General features: G+C 45.8%; 10 protein-coding genes. 4 read left to right on the top strand and 6 right to left on the bottom strand.

Translation table 11 applies throughout. From position 1 onward, the window contains the following. Window positions 1–612: 612 nt before the first annotated feature. Together nblB and JGK11_RS26285 are read right to left on the bottom strand one after the other, a co-directional pair. Window positions 613–1,287: a phycobilisome degradation protein NblB gene (gene nblB, locus JGK11_RS26280; protein ID WP_293182700.1), complete on the bottom strand. Its 675-nt coding sequence runs from the start codon at window positions 1,285–1,287 to the stop codon at window positions 613–615. Between the two features lie 126 nt (window positions 1,288–1,413). Beyond that, a complete protein-coding gene (locus JGK11_RS26285; protein WP_293182698.1) occupies window positions 1,414–1,875 on the bottom strand; it encodes a CBS domain-containing protein in 462 nt (153 codons plus the stop codon). 248 nt (window positions 1,876–2,123) lie between these two features. Between JGK11_RS26285 and JGK11_RS26290 the strand changes: the two genes are divergently transcribed. The 3 genes from JGK11_RS26290 to JGK11_RS26300 all read left to right on the top strand — a co-directional run bounded on the left by JGK11_RS26290 (window position 2,124) and on the right by JGK11_RS26300 (window position 5,550). Further along, window positions 2,124–2,450 carry a (2Fe-2S) ferredoxin domain-containing protein gene (locus JGK11_RS26290; RefSeq protein ID WP_293213471.1) on the top strand — a complete coding sequence of 109 codons (327 nt, stop codon included), beginning with the start codon at window positions 2,124–2,126 and terminating at the stop codon, window positions 2,448–2,450. Window positions 2,451–2,838: 388 nt separating this feature from the next. Then, the gene (dacB, locus tag JGK11_RS26295) at window positions 2,839–4,317 is read left to right on the top strand and encodes a D-alanyl-D-alanine carboxypeptidase/D-alanyl-D-alanine-endopeptidase (RefSeq protein WP_293213473.1); all 1,479 of its coding nucleotides are present in this window, start codon (window positions 2,839–2,841) and stop codon (window positions 4,315–4,317) included. Between the two features lie 336 nt (window positions 4,318–4,653). Next, window positions 4,654–5,550 carry an alpha/beta hydrolase gene (locus tag JGK11_RS26300; protein ID WP_293213475.1) on the top strand — a complete coding sequence of 299 codons (897 nt, stop codon included), beginning with the start codon at window positions 4,654–4,656 and terminating at the stop codon, window positions 5,548–5,550. Between the two features lie 672 nt (window positions 5,551–6,222). Here JGK11_RS26300 and JGK11_RS26305 read toward each other — a convergent pair. From JGK11_RS26305 to recA, 4 genes are all read right to left on the bottom strand, one after another. Continuing rightward, the gene (locus JGK11_RS26305) at window positions 6,223–6,450 is read right to left on the bottom strand and encodes a helix-turn-helix transcriptional regulator (RefSeq protein WP_293148388.1); all 228 of its coding nucleotides are present in this window, start codon (window positions 6,448–6,450) and stop codon (window positions 6,223–6,225) included. Window positions 6,451–6,480: 30 nt separating this feature from the next. Continuing rightward, a complete protein-coding gene (locus tag JGK11_RS26310) occupies window positions 6,481–6,648 on the bottom strand; it encodes a hypothetical protein (protein ID WP_293182690.1) in 168 nt (55 codons plus the stop codon). A gap of 96 nt (window positions 6,649–6,744) precedes the next feature. Next, window positions 6,745–6,954, bottom strand: coding sequence for a hypothetical protein (locus JGK11_RS26315; RefSeq protein ID WP_293182688.1), 210 nt, complete (start codon window positions 6,952–6,954; stop codon window positions 6,745–6,747). Window positions 6,955–7,695: 741 nt separating this feature from the next. Beyond that, window positions 7,696–8,835, bottom strand: a complete 1,140-nt coding sequence (recA, locus tag JGK11_RS26320; RefSeq protein ID WP_293182686.1) for a recombinase RecA — start codon at window positions 8,833–8,835, stop codon at window positions 7,696–7,698. Window positions 8,836–9,185: 350 nt separating this feature from the next. On the opposite strand from recA, the gene JGK11_RS26325 reads away from it, so the two are divergent. Continuing rightward, entirely contained in the window at window positions 9,186–11,006 is a 1,821-nt protein-coding gene (locus JGK11_RS26325) for a glycosyltransferase family 39 protein (RefSeq protein ID WP_293213478.1), read from the top strand. The last annotated feature ends 2 nt before the right edge of the window (window positions 11,007–11,008 follow it).

Genomic DNA, 11,008 nt, shown 5'->3' on the forward strand with positions numbered 1-11,008 from the left:
TTGGTTTCACGTACTTTGCCATATTAGTATTATGGATCGCCATGTACGCATTGTCCAGTCTTGTCCAATAAATTAATGATTAGAGGCATACCGATCGAAGGTTAGTGTGGGATGAGAGGCGTGTGAGACTCCGATTCCACCTGTCCATAATCTCAAAGCGCAGCTTTGAGCAGTGGGCGGGTGGATGACGAGATGAACAAAAGTTCAATAGTCGTGGTAAAATACTTAGATCTTGGATCAAAGAATAACAATCTGGGTCTAAGTCCAAAAAATTCAGGTGACAAGTGGGGCGGGACGTGTTCCTCACTATAAAACGCCGTAAAGGGAAACCATTGGAGTCCGCGGGAAGGAAGATCTCGATATCCTTAACAGGACTCAGATGCCTACAATATACCGCTTGCGGTTGATGTAGGAGCGTCACTAAGGTTCATATTGCGCGCCCAGTTCGCGGGCTGGGGGCTAGAAACCCGGTTTCTTCGAGTTTTGCGTTTAGTTACGAAAAATCTACGAAGAAACCGGGTTTCACTCTTGTTAGCGATCGCGCGCCAACTAATTTTTTAGTAGAATCCTCACAAAAAATTCTCAATTAATTCAAAATTCACCGCTCAAAACTCACAATTTCAAAATATTATCTTGTCCGACTTTAGCCTCCTGAGACACTTGCTCAACCTCATCTTTGGCAAGAATTTCCAAAGCTGCATCTGCTTCGACACCGCCCAACCGCCCCAAAGCTTGGGCGACTCTATAACGAATCTGCCAATCTGCATTGGAAGCGTAGGGAAGCAGCAGCGGCAGGGCCCGTTTATCCCCTAATTCTCCTAATGCACTGATGGCAATAGTTTGGATCAATTCGTTTTCAGAACCCAGGGCATTTTCTAACATCGGAAATGCTTTTGGATCGCCCATTTCTCCCAAAGCTGCGACGATGCTGAGTTGCACCAACCATTCAGATGTACTGCTGTAAACTTGCTGCAAATCTTCTAAAGCAGCGGTTAATTTCAAGGCGCCCAAAGCATCGGCTGCGGCTGCTTGCACGTCGGGTTCGGGATCGTTTCGCAAGCTGTGAAGCAGTACCTCTAAAGCGTTCGGCAGATTTTGCTCGCCGAGGGTTGACATTTGGCTGACGGCTGCGTATCTAACGCGGACGTTTTTGTCGCCGATCGCAATTTGAATCAAATTATAGGCGATCGCTGGTTCTAGCTGCCGCAGTTGGTTGACAGCCCGCAACCTTTCGCCAAAATCCTCGGAATTTAGCAATTGTTCGACAGATTCAGGGGTAATACTCATGCGATTTTAAAATTGGTAATTGGTAATTGGTAATTGGTAATTGGTAATTGGTGATTGCCAAAAGCTTAGAGATTGAAGGAGCGATCGGCTCATTTTCTGATACAATCCTTCAACTGCAACAATTAATTAAGACTCGGCTGCCATCCATCGGATAATATCTCCCCTAGTGAGGATGCCGATTACTTTGCCAGCACTATCGACTACCGGCAATCGGTGGATGCTGCGATCGTGCATTAGTTTGGCTGCTGCTTGGACAGATTTGTCTGGTTCGATGGTAACGGGCTCTTGACTCATCGCTTCTCCTACTGTTTGCCCTAAAGCCTTGTGGAGTTCTCGCTCGTAACGCGAGGGATTTTCTAGATAAATCACGCTGTCGAGTACCATGATGTAAGCGGGCGGAGTAACGCCGGTTTCCCGCCACATCAAGTCGGTTTCGGAGATGACTCCTACCAATAAACCATTCTCATCTACAACGGGAAGGCCGCTAATACGTCGATCGGCTAAAATTTTAATCGCTTCGTTTAAGGGCGTTTCGGGGCGCGCCAAAATCGGATCGCGACTCATCACATCGGCTACTGTTTTGGGCATGATTGGCGGTTGATTTAGTTGTTGCTCTACATCCGATCATATAGGGAAAGCGTGACACAGACTGAAGAAAAGCAGCCGGGGAGAAGGGATTCGTGACAAGCTAGAAGGACTCAAATAGTTTGAATGCCAGAATTTATCAAGGTTTTTGCGATCGCACTCACGAATTCTGCCGTTTGTCAGTCAAGCGCGCGGGCGATCGACCTCACAACATTGTTAAGATAAATTAAACAGCCGATAAATTCTTAGCGATGCCAGAATCTACCGCCGCAGAAGCAGATACCCAACCAGAAACGCGCTGTGTATTAGTTTGCCAGTATCAATCTTGCCTGAGACATGGTTCAGCAGCAGTGCTAGCTGCCTTTGAAGCCCAACCAGTCCCAGGGGTAAAAGTTGAAGCTTCTAGCTGTCAGGGACAGTGCAACACGGGCCCGACTGTGCGAGTCACCCCAGACCAAATTTGGTATTGTCGAGTTAAACCGAGTGATGTACCGTTGATCGTGGAACAGCACCTCAAAGGCGGAAAACCTGTAGAGGCGCTGTTCAATCCGAGAATTCATATGCGTTATTATTATTAGTCTTGACTCGGTGATTTTTATAAGATATGTTTGCATCTAATTTGGACTTTTCTCTTAAGTCTTTGATTGGTGGTTAACCGCAGATTTAAAGCAGATAAGCGCAGATGAACGCAGATATTTTTCGGGTGCATCTCAATGCAAGCGAATATATCCGTAGGGGCGAAGCATGACCGCAGTCAATATGAGATGATAACTAATAACTTATATGCGGTCATGCTTCGCCAAAAAGTATTTTGAATGGCGATCGCACCTCTTGCAAAAATACCTGGAACGGGCAAGATGCCCGTTCCACAAGAAAAGATTTTTTTGGTGGGACGGGCTTCTTGCCCGTCCGAAAATTTGATTTAAAGGACTTTTCTAAGAAGTCTATTGTGATGGAAGTGATGCTTTGAGAATTAAAGGAATTGCGGTTAGTTTGTTAGTCCTAATTTTGGGGCGCACGTCGGCGGTAGTCGCTCAAACGTCTGCGGTGGCTGGGGATATTTGTCCTGGGGAATTGGGGGCGAAGGTAGATGCGATCGCCAATCGTGCTGAATTTAGCCGATCGCGCTGGGGCATTTTGATTCAACCGCTATCATCTACTGCGACTCTCTACAGCCGCGACGCCACCAAATATTTCATTCCAGCATCCAATGTCAAGCTGCTAACCACAGCGGCTGCTTTGCAGAAAATCGGTGCAGATTTTCGGATTAAGACATCGGTTTACAGCGGGGAAAATGGGAGTTTGTATGTTGCCGGTAGGGGCGATCCGAGCCTTGCAGAGGCTCAGTTGAAGGACTTGGCACAGCAGTTGAAACGTCGTGGAGTCGATCGCATAAATGAGTTGATTGGCGATGACAGCTATTTTCAAGGCAGTGCAGTCAATCCGAATTGGGAATGGGAAGACGCCCAAGCTGGCTATGGCGCGCCGGTTAACAGTTTAATTTTCAATCAAAACGCGATCGAGCTTGTTTTGTCCCCACAGGCGATCGGGCAACCTCTGAAAGTCACTTTTGCCGAACCAAAGTTAGCCAATCAGTGGCAAATTCTGAACAATTCAGTCACAGTCTCTCAAAACGAATCGGAGTTTATTGAAGTTGGCAGGGAGTTCGATCGGCCTGTCATTCGAGTTGGCGGGCAGTTGAAAGTTGGTGCGGAATCTGAATCAGCTTATGTCGCAGTTGTCAATCCCGCTAATAATTTTTTACAGCATTTTCAGCAAGTTTTAGTAGCTGAGGGAATCCCTGTCAAACAAGCTTTGGTTGCCCCTGTTCCTCGCAATTTAAATCAGGAATTAGCGTTTGTTGAATCGCCACCGCTGGCCGAATTGGTGAAAGAAACTAATCGGGAAAGTAACAATCTTTATGCAGAAGTTTTATTGAGATTGTTGGGAAAAGTCACAGGCTCCATGCCTGTTTCACAAGCAGTCACAGGCAAGATGCCTGTGCCACAAGAGGATACAGGTGAAATTGGTTTGAAGGAGTTAAAAATAGCTTTAACTCAATTAGGTGTAAATCCAAACAGCTACATATTAGCCGACGGTTCCGGACTTTCCCGCCACAATTTAATTAGTCCAGAAGCCTTGGTGCAAACTTTGAGATTGATGGCGAATTCACCTACTGGATCTATCTACCGCGCATCACTGCCCGTGGCTGGCGATAGCGGTACTTTGAAAAATCGCATAAACTCTACACCAAACCGCGTAATTTTGCAAGCAAAAACTGGAACTTTGAGCGGAGTTTCGGCGCTGTCGGGATATATCGAAGTTCCCAATTACGAGCCGCTGGTGTTTAGTATTATCATCAATCAATCCGATCTGTCTGCTTCAAAAATGCGATCGGCAACGGACGAAATTGTGCTATTATTAAACCGCCTGCGCCGCTGTTAAAACCACAGATTTAAGGTGAGAAAGTTTATCTAAGTAGTTACACCTAAAAAACAAGACGTTAAACAGTTGACAGTTGACAGTTGACAGTTGAGTGCGAAGTGATAAGAACATAGATTTAAACTCCGTTCTTATCACAATCTGCCGACCTGAGTAAGGGCTTCAAACCCTTGCTATTCGGCGAAAAACTCTACAAGTTTTAAGTTTAATGAGATTGCAGCGGCGGGGATCGAAAAGCAGCTAGAATAAAAACAGAAGAATTAAAACCATTGGGCTGTTTGAACCTGCTATCAGTCGGCGAGTTCTGTACAGCCCGAAAATAAGTCTAACTTTCCAACTATGAAGTCTTTAGATTCCGAACAGCAACACATCTTTGTCGAAACCAACAACATCCGCTTGCACTGCGTTTCCCAAGGAGAAGGCGAGCTCGTGATCCTCCTGCACGGGTTTCCTGAGTTTTGGTACTCTTGGCGCCATCAAATTCCTGCCTTAGCGCGTCATTTCAAGGTTGTGGTGCCGGATTTGCGGGGCTACAACGATTCGGACAAGCCGGAAAGCGGTTATGATTTGGATACGCTGAGTGCTGATATTCGCGGTTTGATCGATCGGCTGGGCTATACAAAAGCGCACATTGTCGGTCACGATTGCGGTGGTGCGATCGCGTGGCATTTAGCTCAAAAATTCCCCGAAAAACTCAACCGCTTGGCAATTTTAAACGCTCCGCACCCGCAGCGATTCGTGCAGGAAATGGCAAGCAATTTAGACCAACTCCGCCGCAGTTGGCATATTTTGGCATTTCAAGTTCCCGGCATTCCTGAATGGTTGATCCGGCAAAATTTGAAAGATTTTGTACAAAATATCTTGCAAGGACAAGCTGTTCGCAAAGGAGCTTTTAGCGCTGAGGAAACTAAGATTTATCAAACCGCTTTAGAAAAGCCAGGAGTGTTAGCGGCGGCGATGAATTATTACCAGCAGATGTTTCACCCGCAGCGTCTTTGGCATTGGGGGCAGAAGTTAGATCCTGTGACAGTGCCTACTTTGGTGCTTTGGGGAGAAGAAGATGCGTTTTTGAGCCACACACTTGTAGAAGGTTTGGATCGGTTAATTAGCGCTCCGTTTAAGTTAAAATTAATCCCTAATTGTGGTCACTGGATTCAGCAGGAAGCGCCGCAAACGGTGAATCGAGAATTGCTGAATTTTTTGAGAAATTCTTCTCGTTCTTTGGCTTTGGCATAAAAGGTTTTAAATATTGCAAATAAAAACCCGGTTTCACACGGAAACTGGGTTTTTATTTTTCTCCGAGTATGTCTGTAGGGTGCGTCAATCGATTTTAGATTTTAGATTTTAGATTTTAGATTTTAGAGGCGACCCCACGGATAAATTCGGGGGAAGAGAGGATTTTCGATTTTCGATTTGGGGATTCCACGGATAAATCATGTGGCGGGTACCATCAAGAAATTCGCTTGTCAGTAGAGAATTTCTGAGTTACCAGAGAATTAAATCAGGCTGACGCACCCTACTATAGCCTTTCTCAAAGAGATGAGGTATGATTGACCAGAAAGAATTGGTTGAAAGCCCCAAGTCTTTGAGGGAGAAATTAAAATCAGACTATTCATTACTCCAATCCTCGGACTTAAGGGTAAAGGTCGCTCTCAAACTGTCAACTGTCAACTGTCAACTGTCAACTGTCAACTGTTGACAGCTTCTATAACCATTAAACTAAGAGGGCTGAAGCCCAACTACGTACCGCATCTTTCTGAGAACCGCTATATCTAACTTATTCCGCCTCAAAAACAGGTATAAATGCCCGACACGAGGGTCAAAATCGATTCCCAAATTTTAGACCATAGTTCAAGTTCCCTGATTCATCAAGGTGAGTCAACGTAAAATCTAAAATCTTAAATCGACTCATGAGTCCCAGAGCATATTTTCTTGCATCAACAGTGCAATCATCGCAGTTCTAGAACAAACACCGAGTTTGATAAAAATCCGCCTCACGTAAGTAGCCACCGTCCAGTGACTGATATTTAAATTTTTGGCAATACATTTGTTTGGCAGACCTTGGGCTACTAATTGGGCGATCGCTCTTTCTCGCGGGCTCAGGCTGATTACCGGTTTGTAAATTGTGCTTTGCATAGTTTTGCAGTGCAGTGACGAGTTAAAAAATTAATCAATTAATGGTAGAATCCCCAGTTTCTCTCGGACTTCAGATAAGGGAGTTTCCCAATCAGATGCAACGTCCCAGTCAATTAGCCGCTCGGCTAATTTTCCATGTTTTAAACCTTTGATAATTTGTCCGATCGGGCATTTGCCACTTAGCAATCCAACTAACACTAAAATCGCACAGGAAGGGCGAAATACTTGAGCGCGAGTAAACGCTTGAAGTACAAATTCATCTTCGGCAGAAGGTGAAAGACCAGTGAGAACCGGTTAAACGTCGTGGTTTCGTTGAATCCAGTCTCCAGATGCGATCGGCTCAAACCCTTGTTCGTCTAGAAATCGCGCCACTTCGCACCCTAATGTTCCTGCTGGCAGTTGACGCAATTTTTCCAAGTCTATTTCAAAATGTCGATCGCTCTCAATTTGAGGATTAATTGTTTGAGCCATCTTTAATATAACTCCTAATTGACCGTCAGTCATGATTGATTCTCCTGGGATAAGAATTTAAGTTCCTGAAAAATGAAATTCATGTTTGTCCAGTTCATTTTTGCGATGAATCAAGACAACTTTTTTTTACAGTTCAGCTCAGAAATCCTACATTCTGTAACAGCAATTAACTTTCAGGAGCTTTTACATTTCTTTACAAACAGCCTCAGAGGTGAAATCTGTCAGTTGTCAAAATCTGGCTAGTGTTAGTTACCGCAGCTTGACCCAGAGGGAAGTAACCGTAAACTCCACAGTATTTAGCGGTGATTGGAACTCCTTTACTTACGTATATGAATCTATTCTGCTCCTAAGTATTTGCACCTGCAATGAGTCAGAAGCTGAAGCGTGTAAACGCAGTGATGCGAGTGCTACCAAGTGAATCAAGGTGAAGAGACCAGAAGCAGGGTGAAGTAAACATTTGACAGCTTGCCCTGTAGCAATATTATTCGTAGGGTGTGTCGCCATTAAAAATTTGTGAATTAAAATCGACTTTTCGAGTAGCGACGCACCTCAATAGCTCTCGGTGAGGGAAATTTCCTCGGGCGATGGCTACGTCCCGGCTTGCGCCTACGCACTCGAAGCGAGCTAGTATTGATGCAAAAATGAGATGCACCCATTTAATTTGAGAGCATCTCATTTTTGTAACAAGCATTTTTGATTTTAGTGGTGTCCGCGAAGAGCATATTATACAATACGCTCTTCGCGGACAGAACTAATGACCGATCGCGACAAAATTTAAATTTCTTCCATGTCTCCTACATCTTGAATGTCATCATTATCAACAACCTCATCATCATCAGCATCGACATCATCAGCATCGACATCCACAGGAGCGACAGAATTAGCAGAAACCACTGCCCCAGTATCAAGTTTTTCCCGTACTAGCCGCTCGATCTCATTTTTGAAATCGATATTTTTCTCCATGTGTTGAATCACTTTGTCTCGTCCTTGAGCGATGTTCTCGCCGTTGTAACTATACCAAGAACCTTTTTTCAGGATTACTCCCATCTCGTCTGCCAAGTCAGTCAGACAGCCTAAGGTAGAAATGCCTTTACCAAATACAATGTCAAATTCGGCAATGCGGAAAGGCGGAGCAACTTTATTTTTAGCAACTTTAACTTTTGTGCGGTTGCCGTATTCTTCGGTACCTTTTTTCAAGCTTTGAATGCGGCGAATGTCGAGCCGCACGCTGGCGTAAAATTTGAGGGCGTTACCGCCGGTTGTGGTTTCGGGGTTGCCGTAAGTTATGCCGATTTTCTGCCGCAATTGGTTGAGGAAAATCACGGTACAGCCGGATTTACCGATGTTGCCGGTGATTTTCCGCAGTGCTTGGCTCATCAAGCGGGCTTGCAAACCCATGTGGGAGTCGCCCATGTCGCCTTCGATTTCGGCGCGGGGGACGAGGGCGGCTACGGAGTCAATGACTACGATATCGACGGCGACGGATCGCACGAGTTGATCGACAATTTCTAGGGCCATTTCGCCGGTATCCGGCTGGGAAACTAAGAGATTTTCAATATCGACGCCTAATGCTGAGGCGTAGGTGGGATCGAGGGCGTGCTCGGCATCTACGAAGGCTGCGATGCCGCCGGTTTTTTGGACTTCGGCGATCGCGTGGAGCGCTAGAGTAGTTTTACCGGAACTTTCGGGGCCGTAAATTTCAATTACTCGGCCTTTTGGCAAACCGCCGCCCAAAGCAATGTCCAGTGTCAGAGCTCCGGTGGGGATGGTTTCTACCCTCATGCGAGTGGAGTCTCCCAATCGGACGATCGCTCCTTTGCCAAAGCTGCGCTCGATTTGGGACAGTACGGAAGTTAGGGCTTTTTGCTTTTCTGTGTTTTCAGTAGTTTTTGTAGAAGCTTCTTTTTTTGCCATTTTCGGTACGCGGGTAGACCCCTTGCGGAGCTTGTTGATTAACTGTACAACACGTATGTTAGCAGTTATTTTTGGGGTCTGGAGGTTCTGGGGGGATTTGGTTTAGAATTCTTGATTTTGCGGTGGTTGGGCCCGATCGCGCCCTCACCAGAAAGAATTGGTTGAAAGCCCGCCCGCCTTCGAGAGAGAAATTAAAATCAGACTATTCATTACTCCAATCCTCGGATTTAAGGGTAGAGGTCGCTCTCCTTCGGTCAACTGTCAACTGTCAACTATCAACTGTCAACTGTTGAAGGTGGCTCTTGCTTGGAAGGTAGAAGGCTTTCGGCAGAAGGTAGAATAATGGTCGGTTGGGATCTGTACAGGTATCGATCGATCTTTTACAGGGCCCAAACGGGGGTGGAGAGAAACCGGGTTTTTCCACAGCAATACACAGGTTGCAGCAGGCGAACCCGGTAAAAAACCCGGTTTCTGAGCGTAGTGGTGCGATCGTCCCCGGAGTCGATCGGTACGCATCTGGGACGATCGCTACAATTAGGACAAGCATGGCATCTACAACACATCAAGACACATCTGTTAATCCCAAAAATCCTCAAAATTCGCGGTTGCTGATCTGGTTATTGGCGATCGGCATTTTACTAGGTATCGGATTTCGGTTCTTCGAGATCGATCGCAAACTTTACTGGCACGACGAAGCTTACACATCAATCCGCGCCGCTGGTTTTACCAGGCAAGAAATCGACGACGAACTATTTCAAAACCGCATTATTCCCGCACCAGAATTGCAGAAATATCAGCGGATCAAACCGGGGAGTACAGCAGCAGACACAATACGTTCCTTAGCACTAGAAGACCCGCAGCATCCGCCTTTGTACTTTTTGATGGCTCGTTTGTGGATGCAGCAATTTGGCAGTTCTCTTGCAGCATCCCGCAGTTTGCCAGCAATATTGAGTTTGCTGTCGCTGCCTTTGATGTACGCTTTAGCCCAGGAACTTTTCGCTTCAAATTTGGCAGCCTTAGTAGCAACAACGCTGTTGGCTTTATCTCCCTTTGACATCTTGTTTGCTCAGACAGCAAGGCAGTACAGTTTGCTGACTGCAACGGTGATTGGCAGCAGTTGGCTGCTGCTGAGAGCATTGCGGTTGCGGGGGTGGCAAAATTGGGCGTATTACTCGATCGCGATCGCGATCGGTTGCTACACTCACCCTTTCTTCACGTTAACACTTGTCGGACATGGAGTTTTTATAATTGCTTGCTGGCTGTTTGTCAAAAAAAGAAAATTGCGAGGTCACTTAACTAATTCGCAATTTTTCTTAGCAGTAACAGCAGCTTTAATCTTGTATCTGCCGTGGATTTACGTGCTGGCGACCAACCTGGAACGAGCCTCAGCAACGACAGATTGGACGCGAATATCTCCTGGTTGGCTGTACCTGGCAAAATTGTGGACGCTCAGCTTTACAGCCTTATTTTTTGACTTCGACTTCGGCTTTGACAATATCTGGACTTATCTGCTAAGATTGCCATTTTTGCTGTTAATTGCAGCAGCCGTTTACAACATCTGCCGCCGCACAAATATTTCAACTTTGCTGTTTATTGTAACATCAATTTTCGTCCCGTTTTTGATGCTAGTTTTACCGGATATAATCCTAGGTGGCAAACGCTCCGCCGTCAGTCGGTATCTGATTTCCTGCTTTCCGGGGGTGCAGCTAGCAGTTGCTTGCTTGCTGGCCAATAATGTGAAAACTCAGCAGCGGTTTTGGCAAGTCGTTTTAGCCGGGGTATTTACAGCAAGCATAGCATCCTGTACAGTCAGCGGTGTTGCTGATACTTGGTGGAGCAAAGACTTGAGCTATTTTAATGCTGAAGTTGCGAGAAATATTAACAAAGAGGCGATGGCTAATCGCTCGATTAAAGATACAATTGTAATTAGCGATCGCGGTAATGACTTTACTAACATGGGAGATTTGCTCTCCCTAAGTTATTTGCTCGACAAAGATGTACGACTTATGCTGTTGAGTCAGTCGCCCGATATCGAGATGCTGAACAAATATTCGGCTCCTCTGGTGTTCCGCCCTTCGGAAAAATTGCGATCGGCACTCAAGCAAAATCAACGCCGCCTAGAGCCGATATTGGCATACGCCAAACTTTTTCGAGTGCGGCGAACTTCTTAGTT

Origin of the sequence: Microcoleus sp. PH2017_34_RAT_O_A (assembly GCF_020737885.1) — a bacterium.
Lineage (GTDB): Bacteria > Cyanobacteriota > Cyanobacteriia > Cyanobacteriales > Microcoleaceae > Microcoleus.

What these genes read in the sequence shown, in the direction of transcription:
- JGK11_RS26300 (WP_293213475.1), top strand. Translation starts at nt 4,654, where the DNA reads ATGAAGTCTTTAGATTCCGAACAGCAACACATCTTTGTCGAAACCAAC.
- JGK11_RS26305 (WP_293148388.1), bottom strand. Translation starts at nt 6,450, where the DNA reads ATGCAAAGCACAATTTACAAACCGGTAATCAGCCTGAGCCCGCGAGAA.
- recA (WP_293182686.1), bottom strand. Translation starts at nt 8,835, where the DNA reads ATGGCAAAAAAAGAAGCTTCTACAAAAACTACTGAAAACACAGAAAAG.
- JGK11_RS26290 (WP_293213471.1), top strand. Translation starts at nt 2,124, where the DNA reads ATGCCAGAATCTACCGCCGCAGAAGCAGATACCCAACCAGAAACGCGC.
- nblB (WP_293182700.1), bottom strand. Translation starts at nt 1,287, where the DNA reads ATGAGTATTACCCCTGAATCTGTCGAACAATTGCTAAATTCCGAGGAT.
- JGK11_RS26315 (WP_293182688.1), bottom strand. Translation starts at nt 6,954, where the DNA reads ATGACTGACGGTCAATTAGGAGTTATATTAAAGATGGCTCAAACAATT.
- JGK11_RS26285 (WP_293182698.1), bottom strand. Translation starts at nt 1,875, where the DNA reads ATGCCCAAAACAGTAGCCGATGTGATGAGTCGCGATCCGATTTTGGCG.